The sequence below is a fragment of the Microbacterium trichothecenolyticum genome (assembly GCF_030818955.1).
GTDB classification, from domain to species: Bacteria; Actinomycetota; Actinomycetes; order Actinomycetales; family Microbacteriaceae; genus Microbacterium; species Microbacterium trichothecenolyticum_B.
Window position 1 is genome coordinate 3,614,605 of the sequence record NZ_JAUTBF010000001.1, and the last position, 22,572, is coordinate 3,637,176.

A 22,572-nucleotide genomic window follows, 5' to 3' on the forward strand; every position below is an offset into this window, starting at 1 on the left:
CCTCCAGGAGCACGAACCGGGCGGAAGGGTCGATCCTATCCGCCGGATCCGGGTACCGGCAGGGCGGGTCGCCGCATGACGGAGAGGGAATGCGCCCGCCCCTAGGATGGATGATCGGGTGCGGCATCCGAGCGCCCCGTCGTGGCATCCCGACGCCCGACCCTCCCGGGAGTTCCTCTTATGGCGCTGATCGTCCAGAAGTACGGCGGCTCGTCCGTCGCCGACGCCGAGAGCATCAAGCGCGTCGCCAAGCGCATCGTCGACACGCGTCGCGCGGGTCACGAGGTCGTCGTCGCGGTCAGCGCGATGGGCGACACGACCGATGAGCTGCTCGACCTCGCGGGCCAGGTCGCCCCCATCCCCGCGCCGCGCGAGCTGGACATGCTGCTCTCCAGCGGTGAGCGCATCTCGATGGCGCTGCTGGCCATGGCGATCCACTCGATGGGCTTCGAGGCCCGCTCCTTCACCGGCAGCCAGGCGGGCATGATCACGGATGCCACGCACGGCGCCGCGCGCATCGTCGACGTCACCCCGGTGCGCCTGCGCGAAGCGCTCGACGAGGGCGCGATCGTGATCGTGGCAGGCTTCCAGGGCTTCAACCGCGACACCCGCGACATCACCACGCTGGGCCGCGGCGGCTCCGACACCACCGCCGTCGCGCTCGCCGCGGCCCTCGAGGCCGACGTGTGCGAGATCTACAGCGACGTCGACGGCATCTTCACCGCCGACCCGCGCGTCGTGCCGCTCGCGCGCAAGCTCGACCGCGTCGGCAGCGAAGAGATGCTCGAGCTCGCCGCCAACGGCGCGAAGGTCCTCTACATCCGCGCCGTCGAGTACGCGCGCCGTCACGGCGTGCTCATCCACGCCCGGTCCACGTTCAGCTCGGGTGAGGGCACGTGGGTGCTCGACCCGTCGAAGACCTCCCCCCTCGTCCCCGAAAGTGAAGCCATGGAAGAGCCCATCGTCGCCGGCGTCGCCACCGACCTCAGCCAGGCGAAGATCACCGTCATCGGCGTACCCGACGTTCCCGGCAAGGCCGCCGACATCTTCAAGATCGTCGCCAAGTCGGGCGCGAACGTCGACATGATCGTCCAGAACGTCTCGGCCGCCGCGACCGGCCGCACCGACATCTCGTTCACCCTGCCCAAGACCGACGCGGCGACGGCGCTCAAGGCCCTCGCGAGCGAGCAGACCGAGGTGGGCTTCGAGAGCCTCGTGCACGACGACCAGATCGGCAAGCTGTCGGTCGTGGGTGCGGGCATGCGCACGCACTCGGGCGTCTCGGCGACCCTCTTCGAGGCGTTGAGCATGGCCGGGGTCAACATCGAGATGATCTCGACCTCCGAGATCCGCATCTCGGTCGTCGTGCGCGGTGTCGACCTCGCCGAAGCCGCGCGCCTCGTGCACACGGCGTATGGTCTCGACGGCGACGCCGAGGCGACCGTCCACGCCGGCACCGGTCGCTGACGCGCTGCGCCCGCCGCGGCCGTGCGAAACTCCTGAGTTTCCGCCGCGGCGCCGGCCCGCACCCGCGTAATCCCGCCATCTCCCGGCGCATCCCGGTCGATTTCTCCGGAGTTCGGCCCGCTCGCGGCCTGAGCGACCAGCAGCTCGCGCTACCCTGACCCGAACGCCGCCGTCGCGGCATCCATCACCCGAACACCCGAGGTACCCGCATGACCCGCATCTCCGATTCCGGAATCTCCCTCGCCGTCGTCGGCGCCACCGGCCAGGTCGGCACCGTCATGCTCGAGATCCTCGCCGAGCGGTCGTTCCCGATTCGCGAGCTGCGCCTGTTCGCCACGGCGCGCTCGGCCGGCACCTCCATCGACTTCGGCGGCCACTCGATCGTCGTCGAAGACGTCGCCACGGCCGACCCGTCCGGCGTCGAGGTCGCCCTCTTCTCGGCCGGCGCCACCGGCAGCCGCGCCCACGCGCCCCGCTTCGCCGAGGCCGGCGCCCTCGTCATCGACAACTCCAGCGCCTGGCGCATGGATGCCGAGGTGCCCCTCGTCGTGAGCGAGGTCAACCCGCACGCGATCGACCAGGCCGTCAAGGGCATCGTCGCCAACCCCAACTGCACCACGATGGCCGCCATGCCGGTCCTGAAGGTGCTCGACGCCGAGGCGGGTCTCGAGCGTCTCATCGTCAGCACGTACCAGGCGGTCTCCGGCTCGGGCCTCGCCGGTGCCCAGGAGTTGCTCGGCCAGGTCGAGGGCGTTCTCGCGCAGGGCGACGTCGAGCGGCTCGTCCGCGACGGCTCGGCGCTGGACTTCCCCCAGCCGGAGAAGTACGTCGCGCCCATCGCCTTCGACGTCATCCCGTTCGCGGGCAACCTCGTCGACGACGGCCTCAACGAGACCGACGAAGAGAAGAAGCTGCGCAACGAGAGCCGCAAGATCCTCGAGCTCCCCGACCTCCGCGTCGCCGGCACCTGCGTGCGCGTCCCCGTCTTCACGGGCCACTCGCTCAGCATCAACGCCGAGTTCGCCCGCGACCTCTCGCCCGAGCGCGCGCGCGAGCTGCTCGCCGACGCACCCGGGGTGCGCCTCGAAGAGGTCCCCACGCCCCTGCAGGCCGCCGGCACCGACCCCAGCTACGTCGGCCGCATCCGCGCCGACCAGTCCGCCCCCGAGGGCAAGGGTCTCGTGCTGTTCATCAGCAACGACAACCTGCGCAAGGGTGCCGCTCTGAACGCGGTGCAGATCGCCGAGCTCGTCGCGCAGAAGCTCGGCGCGCACGCCTGAGATCCGGCATCCGGATGCCGCCCGCCCGGGGTTGTCTCGACATCGAACCGACCGATCTCTCGATGTCGAGACACCTCATGGCGCGCACCTAGAATCGTCGGGTGACTGAAAACGTCGATGTTCTCCTCATCGGTGGCGGCATCATGTCCGCCACCCTCGGCACCCTGCTGAAAGACCTGCAGCCCGATCTGAAGATCGCGGTCCTGGAGCGCCTCAGCGACGTCGCGCAGGAGAGCTCGAACGCGTGGAACAACGCCGGCACCGGTCACGCGGCGCTGTGCGAGCTCAATTACATGCCCGAGGGCAAAGACGGTTCGATGGACCCGGCCAAGGCCATCGCCATCAACGAGCAGTTCCAGCAGAGCCGTCAGCTGTGGGCGTCGCTCGTGGCCGAGGGCGTGCTCGACGAGCCGTCGACATTCATCAACGCCACCCCGCACATGACGTTCGTGCGCGGTGAGAAAGACGTCGCCTACCTCCGCAAGCGTTACGAGATGCTGAAGCAGCAGCCGCTGTTCGCCGGCATCGAGTACAGCGAAGACTCGCGCGTCATCAACCAGTGGGCGCCTCTGCTCATGCAGAAGCGGCGCAAGGGCGAGCCGTTCGCCGCGACCCGCGTCCCGGCCGGCACCGACGTCGACTTCGGCTCGCTCACCCGCCAGCTGTTCGCGGACCTGCGTGAGAAGGGCGTCGACGTCGCCACGAACCACGACGTCAAGAAGCTGAAGAAGCAGAAGGACGGCTCATGGCGGGTGACCTACCGCCATGTCATCGGGGGGACTCCCGGCACGATCAACGCGAAGTTCGTCTTCGTCGGCGCCGGCGGGTGGGCGCTGAAGCTGCTGCAGCGCTCCGGCATCCCCGAGATCAAGGGCTATGGCGTGTTCCCCATCGGCGGGCAGTGGCTGAAGACGTCCAACCCCGACATCGTCGCCCAGCACCGCGCCAAGGTCTACTCGCAGGCCTCGGTCGGCGCCCCGCCGATGTCGGTGCCGCACCTCGACACGCGCGTGGTCGACGGCGAGACGTCGCTGCTGTTCGGCCCGTTCGCAACCTTCAGCCCCAAGTTCCTCAAGAACGGCTCGATGCTCGACATCGTCACGCAGGTGCGCCCGCACAACCTGCTGCCCATGCTCAAGGTCGCCGTCGACAACCCCGGCCTCATCAAGTACCTCGTCAGCGAACTGCTGAAGACCCACGCCAAGAAGGTCGACAGCCTGCGCGACTTCATGCCCACGGCGAAGGCCGAGGACTGGGAACTGCTCGACGCCGGCCAGCGCGCCCAGGTCATGAAGAAGGACAAAGACAAGGGCGGCGTGCTGCAGTTCGGCACCGAGGTCATCACCGCCGAGGACCGCTCGATCGCCGGTCTCCTGGGCGCCTCTCCGGGGGCCTCGACGGCCGTGTCGATCATGCTCGGCCTCATCAAGACCTGCTTCCCCGAGCGCATGCCCGAGTGGGAGCCGCGTCTGCGCGAGCTCATCCCCAGCTATGGCGAGTCGCTCAACACGCATCCCGACGCGGCGCGCAAAGAACTGGATGCCACCGCCCAGGCGCTGAAGATCACCCCCTGATCCCGTGGCGAAGCTGTACTTCCGCTACGGGGCGATGAACTCGGGCAAGTCCACGGCCCTGTTGCAGGCGGCGTACAACTACGAGGAGCGCGGCCAGCGCGTGCTGCTGGCCAAGCCCGAGATCGACACCAAGGGCGCCGATCAGATCGAGAGCCGCCTGGGCGTGAGTCGTCCCGTCGACTTCCTCGTCGGCGCCGACGACGATCTGCGCGAGGTGTTCCACGCCGCCGCCGGTCACGCGCCGGTCGCGTGCTTGCTGGTCGATGAGGCGCAGTTCTTCACCGCCGGGCAGATCGACGATCTCCTGCGCATCGCCGTGCTCGACGGCATCCCGGTGTTGGCCTACGGCATTCGTACCGACTTCCGCACGGAGGCGTTCCCCGGCTCCGCGCGCCTGCTCGAGATCGCGCACAGCCTCGAGGAGCTCAAGACGATCTGCCGCTGCGGACGCAAGGCGCTCTTCAACGCGCGCCTCGTGGGCGGCCGGTTCGTCTTCGACGGCGACCAGGTCGCCATCGACGAGGGTCAGATCGCGGGTGAAGTGACCTACGAGTCCATGTGCGCCGCGTGTTACCTGCGCGAATCGGGCGGGCGGCTCGACGGGCGCTGACGCCGTTCGCTGCGCCGAACGGGCCGTGCTCGGGGACCGCGCGCCGGCCGCGCGTGTCGGGCTCTGGGTGCCGCGGGCCGGCCCGGGCGTGCCGGTCTCCGGAGAACTCCGTCGAGAACCGCCCGACTCGGTCGGGCCGTCTGTCGCGCCGGATGATTCACCGGAGCCCGGCACACCCGCCCAGTGCCGACCGATAGCCTGGGATCATGCGCGTACTCCTGGCCGGCGGTGCCGGTTACATCGGAACCCACACAGCCGTGGCCCTTCTCGAAGCCGGTCACGACGTCGTCCTCCTCGACGATCTGTCGGGCACCCACGCGGTGGCCGCCGAGCGGGTGGAGCGCATCACCGGTAAGCCGGCGCCGCTCGTCGTGGGCGATGCCGCCGACGACGCCGTGGTGTCCGCCGTCTTCGACGAGCACGGTCCCATCGATGCGATCATCCACCTCGCGGCGTTCAAGGCCGTGGGGGAGTCCACGCAGAAGCCGCTGGAGTACTACTCCAACAACCTCGACACCACGTTCGCGCTGCTGCGCGTGGGGCTGGCGCACGGCATCCGTTCGTTCGTGTTCTCCAGCACCGGCACGGTCTACTCCGACCCGGCCGACCTGCCGTTCACCGAGGAATCGACCACGAGCGTCGACCTGTCCAACGCCTACAGCAAGTCCAAGCGCATGAACGAGGTCGTGCTGGCCGACGTCGCTCGCGTGAACCCGGATCTGAACGTCACGGTGCTGCGCTACTTCAACCCGGTCGGGGCGCACCCCTCGGGGCTGATCGGCGAAGACCCCGCCGGCATCCCGAACAACCTCATGCCGTACGTCTCGCGCGTCGCGATCGGCACGCTCGATGAGATCGGCGTCTTCGGCGACGATTACGACACCCCCGACGGCACGGGCCTGCGCGACTACATCCACGTCGTCGACCTGGCCGAGGGACACGTCGTCGCGCTCGAGCAGGCCCAGCCCGGCCACGCCGTGTTCAACCTCGGTACCGGTCGTCCGGTCAGCGTGCTCGAGCTCATCGCCTCGTTCGAGAAGGCGGTCGGCCACGCCCTGCCGAAGAAGATCCTCGATCGCCGCCCTGGTGACGTCGCGGCGACCTACTGCGACCCCGCCAAGGCCGCCCAGGTACTCGGCTGGCGCACGCGCCTCGAGATCGACGACGCGTGCCGTGACTACTGGAACTGGCAGCAGACCAACCCGGCCGGGTACGCCACGCCCGAGGCCTGATCCGCGCGTAGGGTGGTGTGGTCCGGCCACATCACCACGGCGGGACGGACGGGGGATGTCATGGCGGATACCCAGCCGCGCGCGTGGCAGGTCGTGCTCGAGCGCATCGAGGCCGACCTGCGCGACGGCCTCCTCGCCCCCGGCGATCGGGTGACTCCCGAGCGCGAGCTCGCCGCGCAGCTCGGTGTCGGTCGCTCCAGCGTTCGAGAGGCCATACGCGTGCTCGAGGTGCTCGGCGTCGTACGCACGGCCACCGGCTCGGGACCGAATGCGGGGGCGATGATCGTGACGACACCGCGCGGCGGTCTCGCCGCCTTTCTCCGCCTCCAGGTGGCGGCCAACGGCTTCCCCCTCGCCGATGTGGTGCGTACCCGCGTCGTGCTCGAGAGCGACGTCGCCGAACGGCTCGCCGTGGCCGACGCCGATCTCAGCGGGGTCGTCGACGTGCTCGACGCGATGGATGCCGCCGACCTCGCGCCGGGGGAGTTCCTCGCCCTGGACGCGCGTTTTCACCAGGCTCTGGCCGAGGCATCGGGCAACGCGGTGATCGCGGCGATGATGGCGGGGCTGCGCAGCTCGATCGAGTCGTACACTCAGGCCGGTGCCGCGCGGCTCGACGACTGGGTCGCCACCGCCGATCGCCTGCGGCACGAACACCGCGCCATCGTCGCCGCCGTCGCGGCCGGCGACGCCGCCCGTGCTCGCGAGAGCGTGCGCGCCCACATCGCCGACTATTACACGCAGGTGGCGGTCGCGCTCAGTCCCGACGACCGCGGCGAGGCTGCTGTCGCCGACGCCGCGCGCATGGCCGCCGCCGTCGACCGTCCCACGACCTCCGCGTGAAAGGACCGCTATGACCGATCGTCCCGTCCGCCCGCCGCGCCCGCAGCACGTGCTGCAGGTGGTCTCGACCGAGCGCCTCACGCCGCACCTCGTGCGCGTGCGTGCCCGGGGCGACGACCTGTCGACGTTCCGCGCGAGCGCGTACACCGACAAGTACGTCAAGATCACCTTCGTCAAGGCCGAGCTCGGTCTCGAGCCGCCCTACGATCTCGCCACCCTGCGCGAGACGCTGCGCCCGGAGGATCTCCCCGTCACCCGCACCTATACGGTGCGCCACGTCGACGGCGACGAGCTGGTGATCGACTTCGTCGTGCACGGCGACGAGGGACTGGCCGGCCCCTGGGCGGCATCGGCGCAGCCCGGTGACCGCCTCGTGGTGTCTTCGCCTGGAGGCGGGTATGCCCCAGATCCCACGGCTGACTGGCATCTGCTGATCGGCGACGAATCGGCGGTACCGGCCATCGCCGCTGCCCTCGAGGCGTTGGCTCCGGATGCCGTGGGCACGGCGTTCCTCGAGGTGCAGCACGAGGGTGAGCAGCTCGAGCTGGTGGCGCCCGACGGCGTCGAGGTCGTGTGGCTGCACCGCGGTGCCTCGGCCGCGGGCACGTCGACGGTCCTTCGCGATGCGGTGGCCGCATGGCATCCCCACGAAGGGCGCGGACACGTGTTCGCCCATGGTGAGCGCGAGGCGATGAAAGCGATTCGCGACATCGTTTTCACCCGCTGGGGCCTCGAACGAGGTCAGGTATCGCTGTCGGGGTACTGGGCGTACGGGCGAACCGAAGACCGCTTCCAGGCCGAGAAGCGGGAACCGATCGGTCAGATCGTCTGACGGCGAGGCCCTCGTCGGCCTCCCAGGTCGGACGTTACGCCCGTGCGCGCTCCGGCAGCGTCGGGATCAGCGTCTCGAGGAACGCCGCGGTGTCTTCCCAGCCGTGCACGGCCTGGCACGTGACGCCCATCGCGAGCACGGGGTAGTCGTTGCCGTCCGGGTCGAGCCGGTCACCGACGAACAGCATGTCGTCGAGAGGGATACCGGTGGCCTCGGTGAGCTTGTTCATGCCGTAGGCCTTGTCGATGCCCCGATGGGTGATGTCGACGGAGGTCGAGCCGCCCGAGCGTACCTCGAGGTCGGGGATACGCAGTGCGACGGCCTCGCGCAGGCTGTTCTTCTTCTCGCCGGTGGGATCCCACGCCATCTTGGCGTCGAGAGGAGCCGACTGCCCAAGTGCCGAGAATGTGATCTGCGAGCCGCGGTCTTCGAGGATGTCGCCCCAGGGCTCCGCCTCCCACAGACCGAGGCGCTCGGCCTCCTCGCGCACAGCGGCCAGAGCCCGCTGCTTCTCGTCGTCGGTGAGCGAGTGAGCGTAGACGGTCTGGATGCCGTCGACCGACAGGCGGTAGTACTGCGTGCCACAGGTCGGCATGAGGTGCAGGTGTGCAAGCAGCTCGGGATCGGCGTGCGGGAGTCGATCGACGACCTGGCTACGGAACTGCTGCAGCTGACCACCCGAGATGATGGCGACCTCGACACGTCCGGCCAGGGCCAGCAGCAGGTCGCCGATACGCGGATCGATCGCCGACTTCGACGGAGCGAGAGTGTCATCGAGGTCGAAGGCGACGAGGCGGGGCGAGGCGTCGGACACGGTGCTCCTGAGAGATCGGCGGGTGGCGCGCGGGGCGCGTGCGGCAGGAAGAGATCCCGGACGTCGAGTCGATCGGCGTGCGGTCGGGTTCGATTCTAGGCGGGCTGCGCTCTTCCGGTGGGTGGGGGGTGGCGAGCGATGGTGCCGTGGTGGAGCGGGTGAGGGCGATCGGGTGAGCGGCTACGAATGTTCGGATCGCGCAATCCGGGCATCGAGCCGTCGGGAGTCCGCCAACCGGCCGTGTCGGCGGATCACTCGTCGCGGGTCAGGATGCCGATCTCGTTGCCCTCGCGGTCGAGCACCGTCATGACCTCGCCGCGGATCGTGGCGCGGGCCGCGCCGCGCAGCCACGTATCGACGCCCACGCACGCTTTGAGCGTCGACATGCCGCGGTGGAAGGTCAGGGTCTCGCCGTCCCGCGTATAGGTGCCCGCGACGCCGTTGCACCCGTCGCTGCCACGCAGCTCTCCGTCGACGAGGGTGAGATACTCCGGGCCGCTCCCCACCCATCGTCCCTCCGCTTCGATATCTGTCTCACGGGCGGATCTTCCGCTCCACGCGGTCATTCCCATTCCGATGAATGCAATTGCAGTGAGAGCGGTGGCGTGGCGTTTCATGAGAATTTCCTCATCTTCGACAAATAACGAAAAAGCGTTCATATACAACTCTCAGGTAGTCCTAACCTAGGCCGCGACGCTGAGAGATGGGTGGGGGCCCGATCGTGCGGTTCCTTTCCTTCTGGGTATGCGTTTAACCACGACACATACGAGATGAGACGATGACTCGAAACATGAAGCGCTTGGGGTGGGCTGGAGCTTCGGCCGCCATCGCGCTCACCGCGTCCGGTCTGCTGGCCCCTGGGGTGGCCTTCGCCGGAGAAGACCCGTCGACCGCGCCCACGTCGGGCCCCGAGTTCGATGCCACCGCGCAACGCCTGATGACGAGCAGCGACCAGGTGCAGGGCGTCGCCAAAGACGGCTCCGGCAACGTCGTGGTCTACACCACCGCCGAGCAGTCCCAGCTCGAAGGCGAGGCGAAGTCCTTCGTCGAGACGTCGTCGAACGTCGTCGTGAAGAAGGTCGGCCCCATCAAGGCGGCTGCGACCGACGACCTCGTTGGCGGGGCTGGCTATCTCTCTCCGGCCGGAGGTCGCTCCGTCGCGCTGTGCTCGGTCGGCTTCACCGGCTGGAGCCCCGAGGGTGACCCGGCGGTCATCACCGCGGGCCACTGCAACGCCGACGGCACGCTGACTGAGAGCCTGCTGTCGCTTCCCTCCGGCGACCCCGCCGGTGGTGGTGCTGACGACAACAGCGACATCGACGACAGGGCGCCGCTGGGCACCCTCGCCTTCTCACAGTTCGGTGGGCCCGGAAACTCCGCCGGGGCGAACGGCGACACCTCGTCGGTCGACATCGCGACCATCGACGTCACGAACACCGATCTCGATCTCCTCCCGGAGATCACGGACTGGACGACGGCGTCCTCCGAGGACCTCTCCGCGTCCACGACCGACGTGCGCGCCATCGGCGCAGCGCAGGTCGACCAGCAGGCGTCGAAGTCGGGTCGCACGACCGGTCTCACCAGTGGAACCGTGACCGCCGTCGAGGGCTGGATGCAGGTCGCCGAAGAGAACGACGTGCGGTGGGTGTACGGCTTCGCTGTCGAGGGTGCCCCCGAGACGGTGCTGGGTGGCGACTCGGGTGGCGCCGTCTTCCAAGGCACGACGGCGGTCGGCGTGGTATCCGGCGGGAACGAGGCCGGCGACTTCCTCTGGGCCGCCGACCTCCAGGCGGGTCTCGCACAGACCGGCGGCTACTCGGTCGCCGTGAAGATCGATGCCCCCGCGCTGACCACGCCCGCCGAGGGCGGCTCCGTCGGCGTCGGCGGTGCCATTTCGGGAACGGCCCCCGTCGGAACGACTCTGAAGGTCACCCCCGCCTCGGGGGACACCTTCGATGTGCCCGTCGACGCTGCGGGCGCGTGGAGCTTCCCCGCGCCCGACAAGCTCGGCGTGTTCACGTTCGCGTTGCGTGCGGTGAACGGCTTCAACGAGTCGGCGTCCGTCGATGCGTCGGTCGAGGTCAAGGCCGAGGCGCCCGTCATCTCGACCCCCGCCGACGCTTCGATCGTCGAGAACGAGGTCACCTCGATCTCGGGCACCGGTCTCCCGGGTGCCACGGTCACCCTCGCCGGCGATGTCACGGGCAGCGCCAAGGTGGCCGCCGACGGCACGTGGGCGGTCGAGGTCGACCTCGGTATCGGTCGCTATGCCCTCACCGCCACGCAGGCACGCGACGGCGAGACCTCGGCCGAGGCGCGCGCAGCGTTCGTCGTCGCCCCGTCGGCGCCGACCATCACCGGTATCGAGAACGGGGCCACGTACACCGGCGCCGCCGTTCCGACGTCGATCTCGGGCACCGGCATCGACGGCGCCACCATCACGGTGACGCTGAACGACGCCACGGTCGGCGAGACCACGGTCAAGGATGGCCGCTGGTCGATCGTGCTGAAGGACACCCTGGGCGAAGGCGCCTACGCCGTCGTCGCCACCCAGACCGTCGACGGTGTCTCCAGCTCGAGCTCGGTCGGTTTCTCGGTCGCGGTCGAGCCCGCTCCCTCGCCGTCGCCCTCGGCGACACCTGCCCCGGGTGGGAACCCCGGCGGCGGTAACGGCGGGGGACTCCGCCGTGACCGGTGTGGCGGACCAGGCCCCGTTGGCGTGGGGTGCCGTTGCGCTCCTGCTCGGAGGCTTCGGCGCTCTCGGCTACCGCCGGTTGCGCCGCGTCACCCGCTGAACAGCGTTGATCGAGCGCCCTCGACATCCCCGTCCCGGGAGATGTCGAGGGCGCTTCGGCGTGGGTCAAAGGTTCGGGTCTTTTCTGCCCGGACGTCTTCACATTCGTCGCTTCCCTCGCGCCGGAATTGCGCGGAAAGGGCTTTCTTGCGCGAAAGGGGCGATGTGATGTCGTGCCACTTCTCCTGGAATCCTGATGGACCAGGAATTGAAGCGCCCTGGGTCTGATGGAGACTCGCGCTATTTGATTCCCACCAGCTGATCGCTGGTCGTTTGGTCAGCATAGAACGCCTGCTCGAACTCGATGGGCGGGATGTCGCCGAGGTAGCCGTGGAGGCGTTGAGTGTTGTGCCAGTGCACCCACCCGAGGGTCGCGAGCTCGAGGTCCTCGACCGTCTTCCAGGGCCCGGATCGGGCGGGTCCGCGGACGAGTTCAGTCTTGTAGTAGCCGTTCACGGTCTCTGCCAGGGCGTTGTCATAGCTGTCGCCGACGGTCCCGATCGACGGGGTGGCCCCGATGTCCGCGAGGCGTTCGCCGTAGCGGATCGACGTGAATTGACTGCCCGCATCGGAATGACAGCGCAGGTCGTGGTGGCGGGCGCCGCGGGACCACCGGGCCATCTCGATCGCGTCGAGGACCATGTCGGTGCGCATGTGCGACGCGACCCGCCATCCCACGATCATCCGGCTGAACGCGTCGATGATGAAGCAGACGTAGGCGACACCGGCCCAGGTCGGTACGAACGTGAGGTCCGTCACCCAGAGCCGGTTCGGGGCAGTCGCGGTGAACTCCCGCTTCACCAGATCCGGGTGACGCGCAGCGGCAGGATCAGGGCATGTTGTCTTGACCCGCTTCGACCGTCTCGCGCCCTCGATCCCCGCAGCGCGCATCAACCGACCCGTCTGGTCTCGGCCGATGTCGATCCCGTCGCGGCGGGCCGCCTTCCAGAGCTTGCGGACCCCGTAGACGCAGTAGTTCTCCATCCACAGCCGCACCAGCTCCGGCATCACGACCGCGTCGTTCACCGCTCGCGCCGACGGCGCCCGATCACGGGCGGCGTAGTACGTGCTCGGAGCCACCTGCAGCAGTGCGCAGATGGGCTCGACTCCGAGCGGGCGCCCCTCGACGATGTCGTCCTTGTTCGCGTCGACGAACGCGACTACTTCCGGTGTTGGCGGTCGAGCTCCGCCCCGAAGAAACTCGCCGCACGCTTGAGGATCTCGTTGGCGCGACGCAACTCCCGGACTTCTTGCTCCAACTCCCGCACCCGAGCCGCCTCCGACGAGGTCACGCCCGGCGCGACGCCGTCGTCGATGTCAGCTTGCTTGACCCAGGTGCGCACGGATTCGACCCCGTATCCGAGCTGCGACGCGACCCGCTGCACCGTCCCTTGCGTGACACCCAACTCGGCGCGCAGCGTTCGCACCATTCGCACCGCGGCGGCCTTCTCCTCGCTCGAATACCGACGCGTCGTCGGCTTCCCGATCGCCTTTTCCTTCGGCATAACTCCATCCTCGTTTCCAAGGCCAGGAGCCTCCAACAAACCCAGGGCGCTTCAACCATCGACCCCGACGGCCACAACGCGCTCGCCCCCAGAAAGGAGGAAGCATGAGCCCCGAAACACCACCCCCCGCCGAGCCCGAACGCGAACCCTCCCGACCCGGCGGACACGCCACCTTCGGCCCCGAAGCAGCCACAGCCCTCGAAAGAACACTCGCCGAGCTCCGCGACCCAGACGACGCCCTCCGCATCCTCCACGCCATCGACGAAGCAGGCGCGTCCTTCGCTGCCTACCTCCTTCTGCCTGACACCACCCCTGCCGCCCCCGACGTCCTCGACCGCTTCTACAACAGCTACGCCGACGCCTGGGAAACCTTCGCCGAGTTCCGTCACGACGTCCTCGAAGCCCTCGGCTGGCTCGAAGCGCTCGCCAAAGTCATGAACGAGCAGGGCATCCCCGAGGACCACATCACTTGGAACCACCCCGTCATCGACAGACAGATCCTCGACACCTACGACGTCGTCCATCTCGACGGGTGGTGGCACGTCTTCAACAAGTAGCGCAGTGAGGCTTTTCCCCAGGTCAGCGATGACAATTCCACAACGCCAAACATCTCGACTTAAGAGGTGAAGTGAGCGTAAATCAAGGAGCTAAGTCCGCCCGAACGGGCGGCAGAAAGGAGGCATTCATGAGCCAATCATCGAATCTCCCGCGTAAGACGTCATTTTCCGGCTGGGAGCAACTCCTCGGCCTCGATGGTTCGTCGCCCGCGGTTGCTGATCAGAGCGACGGTCACGCGGTCGTCTACCTCCGTGTGTCCACGCCACGACAGATGCTCACGGCAATCGACATCGACGCGGATGGCAACTCGATCGCGACTCAGCGAGAGGCCTGCCTCGTTCGCGCGAAACGTGCGAAAGCCCCCATCGCCGCCGAGTTCGTGGAACCCGGCAATTCAGCGCAGTCGATTGGAAAGCGGCCTGTTTTCAGGGAGATGCTGCGGTACATCGAGGAGCATCCCGAAATCAGTTTCGTAGTTATATATATGCGCTCTCGGGCTTTTCGGAACCTCGCTGACGCGGCGATCACCAAGCGGATCTTGGCCGGTATGGGCGTCAAGCTCATCTCCGCGAAAGAGGATTTCGGTGAGGGCTACATGGCTGACGCCATGGAAGCTGTCACCGACATCATGAACGAAGTCCAGGTCCGTCAGAGCGGCGAGGACATCAAACAGAAAATGCGCCACAAGGCGGTCAACGGCGGAACGATCGGGCGAGCCAAGCTCGGTTACATCAACGATCGCAAAGACTTCGGTGGTCGTCTTGTCAACACGATCAGCCTGGATGAGGAACGAGCTCCGCTCATCCGGTTCGCTTTCGAGCAGTACGCGACGGACCGCTACTCGGTGTGGCAGCTCGCGACGCTTCTTGAGGATATGGGGCTGACGAGTCGTGGCCCTCGTGATCGCCCGACGCGTCCCGTGTCGTCTAGTGCGTTGGCCAAAATTCTCCGTGACCCGTACTACACCGGCATGCTCCCGTACAAAGGAGAACTTTATGAAGGTCGTCATCCGGCCTTGGTGACCCAGGAGATTTTCGACGTATGCCAGAAGATTCTTGACCGCAGGAACCGGCGCGGCGACCGGGACTTCATTCACTTTCACTACCTGAAGGGACTGCTGTTCTGCGGCCTCTGCAAGGCTGAGGGGCGCACTCGTCGGCTCGTCTATACCCAGAGTCAGGGCAACGGGGGAGTGTATGAGTACTGGGTCTGTTCAGGGAAGACCCGCGACCATTGCCACCTTCCCTCGCTGCGTTTGGAAGCCATCGAAGAGGAGGTCGCTCGCGAGGTTGCTCGCGAAGGACTGACCGTCGACGAGATCGAGGTGATGCGCTCACAACTGCAGGAAACCGCCGATGAGATGCAGGCGCAGGATCGGCAAGTGAAAGCGTCGCTGCGCTCAGAGCTGCGCAAACTGGAGGGGCAAGAGGAGCGTCTGATCGAGCTCGCCGCGGAGGGCAGCGTCTCCACGCCAAAGCTTCGAGAGAAGCTGAACGACATCACGATGAAGAAGCGCGTCATCGAAGAGAAACTGACGCACACGATCGAGCGGCTTGCCGCGGGGGCGGAGCGAGCTGCTGCTCAGCTTGATCTGCTGGAGCGCCTAGGGGCGGTGTACGAGAAGGCCGGGGAAAGCGTTCGACGTGACCTCATCGCGGCGCTCTTCAACAGGTTCGTTGTGTCTATCCGCGAAGAAGGCGCCCCCGCCCTCGACGGAGAACGAACCGTCATCAACGAGGCAGTCCACGTGCTTAACCGTCGTAACGGTGCACGCGGCACGTCCAACAGCACGAAGAGAGCCTCCCGCAATACTGCAGAAGGCTCTCTTACATCGTCACTTCAGCCGAATTCTTCGTCCGAAGGTTGGAACATCCATGACATGGTCGGGGTGACAGGATTTGAACCTGCGGCCTCGTCGTCCCGAACGACGCGCGCTACCAAGCTGCGCCACACCCCGTTGCAACTTGAAAAGTCTACCCTGTCACGGCGCATGCTCCGAACCACGTCGCGTCTCGGGCGTGCCCCGTCCGGGATGCGGAGCGCCGTCGCTGTCATGCGAATGGTGCCCGTGTCGGGAGGCCGTTCCGACACCGGGGAGTTCGACAGGCCGCTACGCGCCGAGTCAGACCCGCGGGGTGCGGCGTCGACGCGCGACCTGCGCCACGACGATTCCGATTCCGATCATCACCGCCGCGATGCCGCTCGTTGCCCCCACACCCGCGCTCGACAGCCCCGTCACCGGGAGAGCCGGCGGGGTGAGAGCCGGAGCGGGGGGCGCGACGGAGGCGGGCACAGGAGTCGGGGTCGACGACGGCGTGGGCGAGGGAGCCGGCACGGGGTCGACGGGAGGTGCCGGCACCAGCTGCTCGGTCTGCGTGGGAGAGGCGAAGCGTTCCGTCCACACGTAAGACGGCGGCAGATGCGGAACGACGTCCGGATCCTGGGAGGTGCGCTCGATCCGCCACACGGCCGTGTAGACACCCGAGCCGGGGAGGTCGCCCTGCGTGCCGACGGTGTATCTGCCGGCGCCGACTCGCGGGTCCGTGCGCAGGATGAGTTGCGCGACCGGTTTCAGGTTGTCGGGAACCTCGGCCGCTTCCGCGGGGAAGGCGCCGGTGCGATACACATCCGCCGTCGCCGACAGAACGACGAACGAGCCATCGGTGTGGCGGGGCCAGACGCCCTCGGCCGCCGAGACGGTGACCTCGTCGACGAAGCGACGTCCGTCGATCCGTGCCACCGTCTGCACGCGCGGGGAGAAACGGACCGGACGGGGGGTGGCATCCTGCGTCGACAGCTCGAACGTCTGCGGGCCGGCGGGCCCGGCGGATTCCTGCTGACCGGGCGTCGAGTAAAACCGGATGGCCGCTGCCCGTACCGAGAACGCGCCGGTCGCCTGCACGCTGTACGGACGCCCGTCGTCGGCCGCGGAAGCGGGGGCCACGATGGGGTAGCTCCCGCCCCCGCGAACGCCCTGACGCTCGGCGGAGCCGGTGTCGGCGAACACCGCATTGTGCAGGGTGATGGTGCCGACGGCTTCGGCATCGACATCAACCGTCAGGACCCCGCGCGTGGGGTCGTCCTCCTGCGTGGACAGGGTCAGGGAACCTCCGACGCGCGGCACGCGGATGGCCTCGGCCTCGGTGAGGTACTGGACGGCACGTTGCTGGACCGCTGCGCTGTTCTCGGGACTCGCGCGTCGCATGATGTCGTCGATCGCCCCGGCGAGGTCGTCTCCCTCGTACCCCCACGAGTGCAGCGTCGTGTCGCGATCGACGATGGCTTTCACCGCCCACCCGACGCTCGCCGCCTGCACGGGGTCGTCGGTCTGGCCGTACGTGCTGACCAGATGGTTGATCGAGACGAGCTGTTGCGCGCTCAGCCCGTTCACGTCCGAGGTGACACCGTGGTCGGTCGTGGTTCCGGTGGCCACGGGCAGGCCGGGATGGATGCAGTAGGTGTGAACGTCGCCGACACGCATCGAGCCATGCCAGCCCGTGCGCGAGAGCGGGGCCCAGGTGCCGAAGCCTGTGCCGCGATCGGCGGCGTGCGCTGCGGGTCCGAGACCGAGCCCGGTGGTCAGAACCACGAACACGGCGAGGATCGCGGGGAGGCGGAGAGAGAGCGGTGGTGGATGCTGCATGGGGAATCCCTTCGGTCGAGGAGACTCGATCCTGCGTTCTCACGCGATCCTGGTGACGACGAAGGGGGCCGATCCGTGAACGGATCGACCCCCTTCGCAACTGTGGAGGAGCGGTCAGCGCGGCAGCAGGGTGAGCAGCGTGGCTTCCGGGCGGCACGCGAACCGCACCGGCGCGTAGATCGAGTGGCCGAGACCCGCGCTGACGTTCAATGGCACCGTGCGATCGGCGTGCGTCCATTCGCTCAGACCGCGGGCCTGATCGAGTGGGATGTCGCAGTTCGACACGAGCGCCTTGTCACTGAACGGTATGCGCACCTGTCCGCCGTGCGTGTGCCCCGCCAGCAGCACATCGGCTCCGAGCTCGATGAAGGTGTCGAGCGTGCGCCGGTACGGCGCGTGCATGACACCGATCGTGAGGTCGGCGGCATCCAGGCTTTCGAGTGCGGGAGGGATGAGCTCGGGGTGGTCCCAGTTGCGGTGGGCGTCGTTCACGCCGAACGCGGTGATACGGGTGCCCTTCACCTCGAGCGAGACCGCGGTGTCGTCGAGGATGCTCCAGCCCAGATCATCGGTGAAGAAGCGGTCCAGGGAGTCGACGTCGAGGTGCTTGTGCACGGGCAGGTTGCCCGATGGGCCCAGGAAGTACCGCAGCGGGTTGCGCGGCGCGGGTTCCTGGTAGTCGTTCGATCCGTGTACGACGAGCCCGGGGATCTCACGGAGCGTCGAGAACGCCGTGCGCACACCGACGAGCCCGTCACGGTGCCCCATGTTGTCGCCGGTGTTGACGACCAGGTCGGGGCTCAGCTCGACGAGCCGCGACATCCACTCCTGTTTACGGTGCTGCCACGGAGCCATGTGGGCGTCGGACACGTGCAGCACCCGCAGGGGCTCGGCGCCCTTCGGCAGAACCCGTAGAGCGTGATAGCGCACGGTGAACAGGTACCGTTCGATCCCCACGCCCCACACGGCGGCCCCCACAGCGGCCGCCCCCGCAACCCCGAGGGGTGCGAGGGCGGCCGTCACGAGGGGGCGCGTCACGGGCAGTCCTTGGCCACGACCGACAGCGTGACCGCGGTGTTCTTATTGGCCGACGTGCCCCCCGCGGGGTTCTGGCTCGTCACGCGGCCCTCGGCGGGCGCGCTGCCGTCTTTCTGGCACGATCCGATCGACACGGTGCCGAACCCTGCCGACAGCATGGCCGCACGGGCGGAACTCACCGGCTGCCCCGACACGTCGGGGACGGTGCCCCCCTGGCCGTTGCCGGGGCTCAGCGTGATGACCGAGCCGGCGGCCGCCGAACCCGCACCGGGGTTCATCGCCGCGACGCGGTCGCCGCCGAGCTCGGAGTCGACCGTGTCGCCGATCGAGACGCGGAAGCCGGCGCCTTCGAGGGTGGACCGGGCGCTGTCGAGGCTCTGCCCCACGACGTTGGGAAGGTCGCGCTGAACGGTGCGCAGCAGGTTGGAGGCCGGCCCGGGGAAATCGTCTCCACCGTAGAACTCGTCGGCGGTGCGCTGCACGTCGGCTGCCATCGGGTATCGGATGTCGGACAGCGCGCGTCCGCCCCAGAAACGCTTGAACAGATCCTGGCTGCCCTCGTAGTTGCCGACCCACGCCGCGGTGGTGGTGTTGGTGGACGATTCGATCATCCACGTCTGCCATCCCTCGTGCGTGCCCGTCTTGCCCAGCACCTGCGTACCATCACGCGGGTTGCCCTGGGAACCCGTGCCGCCACCCGCCATGACGCCCTGCAGGGCATAGGCGGCCGTTGCAGCGATCTCGGGCGTCAGCGCCGGCGAGCACGTGCGCTCGGGGATCGCCCGCTCTGCGCCGTCGCTGTCGGTGACCTTGTCGATGACCTTGGGCTGACACAGCGTTCCGCCGTTCGCGACGGTGGCATAAGCGGCCGCCATGGCGATGGGCGAGACGTTGTCGTCACCGATGACCTTGTTGGGGTAGGGCATCGTGATCTCGCTGCCGTCGCCCTTCTTGACGCCGAGCTTCTGCGCGACCTTGGCGATGTCGCACAGGTCGAGCTGAGCTGCCATCGCGAGGTAGCCCGTGTTCAGCGAGTCGCGGGTGAACATCATCGGAGTGCCGATGTACCCGCCGCTGTTGGCGAAGTTGTTGATGCGGTCGTTGTTGGTGTTGACGTAGTTGCCCGTGCAGGAGTTCTTCATGTTCGGCACGGGACCGAGGCGGCCGTTCAGGTTCTCGTTGAGCGAGTGCCCCTTCTCGAGCCAGTCCACGAGCGTGAAGAGCTTGAACGTCGAGCCGGCGCTGAAGCCGATCGAACCGCCGTTCGCGCTGTCGCCGGCGAAGACCACCGAGTTGTACGAGGGATCGGCCTCTGCCTGGCTCGGATCCTGGGTGAACTTCGTGTTCTGCGCGATCGCGAGGATGCGACCGGTCTTGGACTCCAGGTTGATCACGGTGGAGCCGAACTTCATGCCGTCGACGCTTTGCGGGGCGTACGCGTCCATCGCGTACCGCGCTGCGTCTTGCACGCGCCAGTCGAGCGTCGTCTGGATCGTCAGGCCGTCCTGGCGCAGCGCCCGGACGCGATCATCGGTCTCGGCACCGAAGGCCGGGTCGTTGAGGATCGTCGAGACGACGTACTGGCAGAAGTACGGCGCGGCCGAGGCGGCGCAGCCCTGAGGGGTCGAGGTGATCGAGGGCGTGATGGGCTCGATGGCGTACTGCACGTACTGCTCGTGCGTGATCTTGCCGTCGGCCTCCATCCGGCTCAGCACGTACAGCTGGCGGCCCTTGGTCTCGCTGTAGCCGTCGGCGGCGTTGACCAGCTGCTCCTGCGTGATCTCGCCGTTGTCGCGCAGGGTGTACAGACCCTGGATGGTGCTCTGGTCGACGTCGTCGATCGAGCCGTCGGGTGCCTTGTTCCAGGTCTGGTCGCCATCGCTGATGGAGCCGTCGGGCTGGTCGATGCGGAAGCGGTTGGGGTTCTGCACCATGCCCGCGAGAACCGCCGCCTGGCCGATGTTCAACTGCGAGGCCGGAACGTTGAAATAGCGCTTGGCTGCGGCGTCGATGCCGTACGTGACGCCGCCGAAGTTGGCGATGTTGAGGTAACCCAGAAGGATCTGGTCCTTCGTGTACTCCTTCTCGAGCTGGATCGCGTAGCGCATCTCCTGCAGCTTGCGCTGGTAGCCCGCGGCACCGTCGGCTTGAACCGCTTGTTGTGCGCAGGCTTGCAGCGCTTCTTCGCGCGTCTGCCCGGGGGAGGTGTCGGTGCCTTCGACGGCCTTGGCGTCGCGTTCGCAGCGCTGCACGAGCACGTTCTTCACGTACTGCTGGCTGATCGAGGATCCACCTTGCGTCTCGCCGCTGGTGGCGTTGTTCAGCAGGGCACGGGTCGTTCCGATGAGGTCGACGCCGCCGTGCTGGTAGTAGCGGGGGTCTTCCGACGACAGGATCGCGTCGTACATCACGGGGTTGACCTGGTCGAAGGTCACGGGGGAGCGGTTCTGGTCGAAGAACTTTGCCAGCACCTGGTCGCCGGCCATGAGCGTGGTCGGCTGCATGAGCTCGTCGGGCTGCAGGTAGCTGGGCATCTTGTCGAAGATGGTGATGGCGCTGGAGGCGGCGGCGCCGGACACGGCGATGGCCGGTGTCACGGCGGCGGTGACGAGGAGACCGGCGACCGCGCTCAGGCCGACGAGGCCGACGATGCCGCCCAGGGCACCGCTAGCCGTTCGTTTGTTCTCGGGCATAGGGTTGATGCTAAGCGACGTTGCTGGGCGATGCCTTGATGGCGTGCGCTCGCGCGCGTACGTTTTCCGCCCCCGCGCGCATGGCTCGTGCGCGCTCCGAGTCACCGCCGGGAGTCCGACATGACCACGTGGGAGTACCTCACCACGCCGCTGCTGATCCATAACACCGCCGCGATCCTCAATAACTGGGGCAAGCAGGGGTGGGAGCTCGTACAGGTGGTGACCGGCCCCGAGGGCGGCCTGGTCGCCTACTTCAAGCGTCCTACCGGAGGCGGCACCGCCAACGCGGGTCTCGGCGCGGCCGAGGCCGCCGCCCGTCAGTTCGAGGGGCAGCAGTGAGCGTCTCGGAGCGTCTCGCGGCGCTCGGCGTCGACCTGCCCTCGGTCGTGCCTCCCGTGGCGGCGTACATCCCGGCCAAGCGACACGGCGATCTCGTCTACACGTCGGGCCAGCTGCCGATGGTGCAGGGGGCTCTGCCGGCGACCGGCAAAGTGGGCGAGGCCGAGGGGCTCGTGAGCCCGGCGGATGCCAAGACCTACGCCCGTCAATGCGCGCTCAACGCCATCGCGGCCGCGGCCGCCCTCGTCGGCGGTGTCGACAACCTCACCGGCGTGCTCAAGCTCACCGGGTTCGTGGCATCCGTTCCCGACTTCACCGGGCAGCCGGGTGTCATCAACGGCGCGAGCGAGTTCCTCGGCGAGGTGTTCGGCGCCCCCGGCGCGCACGCGCGTTCGGCCGTGGGTGTGCCGGTGCTGCCGCTCGACAGCCCGGTCGAGGTCGAGGTGGTCTTCACCGTCGCGTGAGAACGGATTCCGGATGCCGCTGACGCGGTGCCATGAGGGGGACGCCCGATCGTGACGGGCGTCCCCCTCAGGTCTGCGCGGGCCTCACCCGCATCCCGTCTCGGCTGATTCATCACCGACGGGGAGGATCATCCGTCTCCGTGACCTCGCATTCGGAACCGGTCGTCGCGTCTGCCGCTCGCCAGAACCCCCTCGTCCGTCCCACGCCCCACCCCGTGCGGTCGGTGATCGTCGCGGTGGCGACCGCCGTCGTGCTCATCGCCGTCGGCCTGCTCCTGCGTGCCGTGCCGCTGGACGTCGCGGTGTCGGCCCAGCTGAACGCCCTGCAGCACGGGCTTCTCGGCCACGTGACCCGGGCCTTCTACCTCTCGCTCAAGCCGGGGCCCGCGGCGGCCGTCACGGCCCTTGCTGCGATCGTCGTCGTCGCGGTGACGAGACGATGGCAGGTCGCGCTGACTTTCGTGGGAACGATCGGGGTGACCTGGGGCCTGGCCGAGCTGCTCAAACTCGTCGTCGACCGCCCACGGCCGGGGTTGAGCGTGGCCGCGCACCAGATGACCGAGAGAACGGTGGATGCATCGTTTCCCAGTGGCCACGTCGCCTTCACCACCGCGCTCGTCGTGGCGCTCGTCGTGGCGCTGTGGGATTCCCGCTCGCGTGTCGCCGCGATCGCGATCGGCGTCGGTCTCGTGATGATGATGATCGTCTCGGTCGTGGTCGTCGGGGTGCACTACGCCGGTGACGCCGTGGCATCCGTCTTCTGGGTCGCAGGTGTCTTCCCGGCCGTGCGCGCGGGATGGGCGATGGTCGTGGTGCCGCGGATCGCCGCCCTGGTCGCCCGGACACCGGGGCAGCGGCGACGAGCGGTGCGGTAGCTCTCTTCGCG

General features: G+C 68.0%; 18 protein-coding genes, 1 tRNA gene and 1 pseudogene. 13 read left to right on the top strand and 7 right to left on the bottom strand.

What is annotated here, in order from left to right; translation table 11 throughout:
- The first annotated feature begins 180 nt into the window (after window positions 1-180).
- The 7 genes from QE412_RS17055 (at window position 181) to QE412_RS17085 (ending at window position 7,838) form a co-directional block, all read left to right on the top strand.
- Window positions 181-1,467, top strand: a complete 1,287-nt coding sequence (locus QE412_RS17055; RefSeq protein ID WP_307487283.1) for an aspartate kinase — start codon at window positions 181-183, stop codon at window positions 1,465-1,467.
- Between the two features lie 209 nt (window positions 1,468-1,676).
- On the top strand, window positions 1,677-2,747 hold the full coding sequence (locus tag QE412_RS17060; protein WP_307486683.1) for an aspartate-semialdehyde dehydrogenase: 1,071 nt from the start codon (window positions 1,677-1,679) through the stop codon (window positions 2,745-2,747).
- 101 nt (window positions 2,748-2,848) lie between these two features.
- Window positions 2,849-4,321, top strand: coding sequence for a malate:quinone oxidoreductase (locus QE412_RS17065; protein ID WP_307486685.1), 1,473 nt, complete (start codon window positions 2,849-2,851; stop codon window positions 4,319-4,321).
- A 4-nt stretch (window positions 4,322-4,325) separates the two neighbouring features.
- The gene (locus tag QE412_RS17070; protein ID WP_307486687.1) at window positions 4,326-4,931 is read left to right on the top strand and encodes a thymidine kinase; all 606 of its coding nucleotides are present in this window, start codon (window positions 4,326-4,328) and stop codon (window positions 4,929-4,931) included.
- Window positions 4,932-5,137: 206 nt separating this feature from the next.
- Window positions 5,138-6,163: a UDP-glucose 4-epimerase GalE gene (gene galE / locus QE412_RS17075; RefSeq protein ID WP_307486689.1), complete on the top strand. Its 1,026-nt coding sequence runs from the start codon at window positions 5,138-5,140 to the stop codon at window positions 6,161-6,163.
- A gap of 60 nt (window positions 6,164-6,223) precedes the next feature.
- Window positions 6,224-7,006, top strand: coding sequence for a FadR/GntR family transcriptional regulator (locus tag QE412_RS17080; protein ID WP_307486691.1), 783 nt, complete (start codon window positions 6,224-6,226; stop codon window positions 7,004-7,006).
- Between the two features lie 10 nt (window positions 7,007-7,016).
- Window positions 7,017-7,838 carry a siderophore-interacting protein gene (locus QE412_RS17085; RefSeq protein ID WP_307486693.1) on the top strand — a complete coding sequence of 274 codons (822 nt, stop codon included), beginning with the start codon at window positions 7,017-7,019 and terminating at the stop codon, window positions 7,836-7,838.
- A 34-nt stretch (window positions 7,839-7,872) separates the two neighbouring features.
- Here the strand turns inward: QE412_RS17085 and QE412_RS17090 are convergent, their stop codons facing one another.
- Both QE412_RS17090 and QE412_RS17095 read right to left on the bottom strand, forming a co-directional pair.
- Window positions 7,873-8,652 (bottom strand): HAD-IIB family hydrolase, encoded by a 780-nt coding sequence (locus tag QE412_RS17090; RefSeq protein WP_307486696.1) that lies wholly within the window; start codon window positions 8,650-8,652, stop codon window positions 7,873-7,875.
- Window positions 8,653-8,903: 251 nt separating this feature from the next.
- Window positions 8,904-9,311 (bottom strand): META domain-containing protein, encoded by a 408-nt coding sequence (locus QE412_RS17095; protein WP_307486698.1) that lies wholly within the window; start codon window positions 9,309-9,311, stop codon window positions 8,904-8,906.
- Between the two features lie 119 nt (window positions 9,312-9,430).
- Here QE412_RS17095 and QE412_RS17100 point away from each other — a divergent pair, with 119 nt between their 5' ends.
- The gene (locus tag QE412_RS17100; RefSeq protein WP_307486700.1) at window positions 9,431-11,674 is read left to right on the top strand and encodes a hypothetical protein; all 2,244 of its coding nucleotides are present in this window, start codon (window positions 9,431-9,433) and stop codon (window positions 11,672-11,674) included.
- Between the two features lie 12 nt (window positions 11,675-11,686).
- On the opposite strand, the gene QE412_RS17105 is transcribed toward QE412_RS17100, so the two are convergent.
- Window positions 11,687-12,951 (bottom strand): IS3 family transposase gene (locus tag QE412_RS17105; RefSeq protein WP_307481242.1). Its coding sequence is split into 2 segments (ribosomal slippage): window positions 11,687-12,648 and window positions 12,648-12,951, totalling 1,266 coding nucleotides; the frame shifts between segments, so codons are not numbered across the junction.
- Between the two features lie 104 nt (window positions 12,952-13,055).
- Between QE412_RS17105 and QE412_RS17110 the strand changes: the two genes are divergently transcribed.
- Complete coding sequence (locus tag QE412_RS17110; RefSeq protein WP_307486702.1) at window positions 13,056-13,508, top strand: hypothetical protein; 453 nt, start codon at window positions 13,056-13,058, stop codon at window positions 13,506-13,508.
- A 272-nt stretch (window positions 13,509-13,780) separates the two neighbouring features.
- A pseudogene (locus QE412_RS17810) lies at window positions 13,781-14,788 on the top strand (recombinase family protein); the annotation flags it as partial.
- A 601-nt stretch (window positions 14,789-15,389) separates the two neighbouring features.
- Here QE412_RS17810 and QE412_RS17120 read toward each other — a convergent pair.
- The 4 genes from QE412_RS17120 to QE412_RS17135 form a co-directional block, all read right to left on the bottom strand.
- Window positions 15,390-15,466: transfer RNA gene (locus tag QE412_RS17120), tRNA-Pro, on the bottom strand.
- Window positions 15,467-15,631: 165 nt separating this feature from the next.
- Window positions 15,632-17,152 carry a hypothetical protein gene (locus QE412_RS17125; protein WP_307486706.1) on the bottom strand — a complete coding sequence of 507 codons (1,521 nt, stop codon included), beginning with the start codon at window positions 17,150-17,152 and terminating at the stop codon, window positions 15,632-15,634.
- Window positions 17,153-17,266: 114 nt separating this feature from the next.
- Window positions 17,267-18,190 carry a metallophosphoesterase gene (locus QE412_RS17130; protein ID WP_307486708.1) on the bottom strand — a complete coding sequence of 308 codons (924 nt, stop codon included), beginning with the start codon at window positions 18,188-18,190 and terminating at the stop codon, window positions 17,267-17,269.
- Complete coding sequence (locus tag QE412_RS17135; protein WP_307486710.1) at window positions 18,187-20,883, bottom strand: transglycosylase domain-containing protein; 2,697 nt, start codon at window positions 20,881-20,883, stop codon at window positions 18,187-18,189. The genes QE412_RS17130 and QE412_RS17135 overlap by 4 nt, the downstream gene beginning before the upstream one ends.
- A gap of 120 nt (window positions 20,884-21,003) precedes the next feature.
- Between QE412_RS17135 and QE412_RS17140 the strand changes: the two genes are divergently transcribed.
- The 3 genes from QE412_RS17140 to QE412_RS17150 all read left to right on the top strand — a co-directional run bounded on the left by QE412_RS17140 (window position 21,004) and on the right by QE412_RS17150 (window position 22,561).
- Window positions 21,004-21,222, top strand: a complete 219-nt coding sequence (locus QE412_RS17140; RefSeq protein WP_013585749.1) for a hypothetical protein — start codon at window positions 21,004-21,006, stop codon at window positions 21,220-21,222.
- Window positions 21,219-21,686 carry a RidA family protein gene (locus tag QE412_RS17145; protein ID WP_307486712.1) on the top strand — a complete coding sequence of 156 codons (468 nt, stop codon included), beginning with the start codon at window positions 21,219-21,221 and terminating at the stop codon, window positions 21,684-21,686. Before QE412_RS17140 ends, QE412_RS17145 begins: the two co-directional genes overlap by 4 nt.
- Before the next feature lie 140 nt (window positions 21,687-21,826).
- Window positions 21,827-22,561 carry a phosphatase PAP2 family protein gene (locus QE412_RS17150; RefSeq protein WP_307486714.1) on the top strand — a complete coding sequence of 245 codons (735 nt, stop codon included), beginning with the start codon at window positions 21,827-21,829 and terminating at the stop codon, window positions 22,559-22,561.
- Window positions 22,562-22,572 lie beyond the last annotated feature (11 nt).

Coding starts and splice junctions, on each gene's coding strand:
- QE412_RS17055 (WP_307487283.1), top strand. CDS start 181: ATGGCGCTGATCGTCCAGAAGTACGGCGGCTCGTCCGTCGCCGACGCC.
- QE412_RS17060 (WP_307486683.1), top strand. CDS start 1,677: ATGACCCGCATCTCCGATTCCGGAATCTCCCTCGCCGTCGTCGGCGCC.
- galE (WP_307486689.1), top strand. CDS start 5,138: ATGCGCGTACTCCTGGCCGGCGGTGCCGGTTACATCGGAACCCACACA.
- QE412_RS17080 (WP_307486691.1), top strand. CDS start 6,224: ATGGCGGATACCCAGCCGCGCGCGTGGCAGGTCGTGCTCGAGCGCATC.
- QE412_RS17085 (WP_307486693.1), top strand. CDS start 7,017: ATGACCGATCGTCCCGTCCGCCCGCCGCGCCCGCAGCACGTGCTGCAG.
- QE412_RS17095 (WP_307486698.1), bottom strand. CDS start 9,311: ATGAACGCTTTTTCGTTATTTGTCGAAGATGAGGAAATTCTCATGAAA.
- QE412_RS17100 (WP_307486700.1), top strand. CDS start 9,431: ATGACTCGAAACATGAAGCGCTTGGGGTGGGCTGGAGCTTCGGCCGCC.
- QE412_RS17110 (WP_307486702.1), top strand. CDS start 13,056: ATGAGCCCCGAAACACCACCCCCCGCCGAGCCCGAACGCGAACCCTCC.
- QE412_RS17125 (WP_307486706.1), bottom strand. CDS start 17,152: ATGCAGCATCCACCACCGCTCTCTCTCCGCCTCCCCGCGATCCTCGCC.
- QE412_RS17135 (WP_307486710.1), bottom strand. CDS start 20,883: ATGCCCGAGAACAAACGAACGGCTAGCGGTGCCCTGGGCGGCATCGTC.
- QE412_RS17140 (WP_013585749.1), top strand. CDS start 21,004: ATGACCACGTGGGAGTACCTCACCACGCCGCTGCTGATCCATAACACC.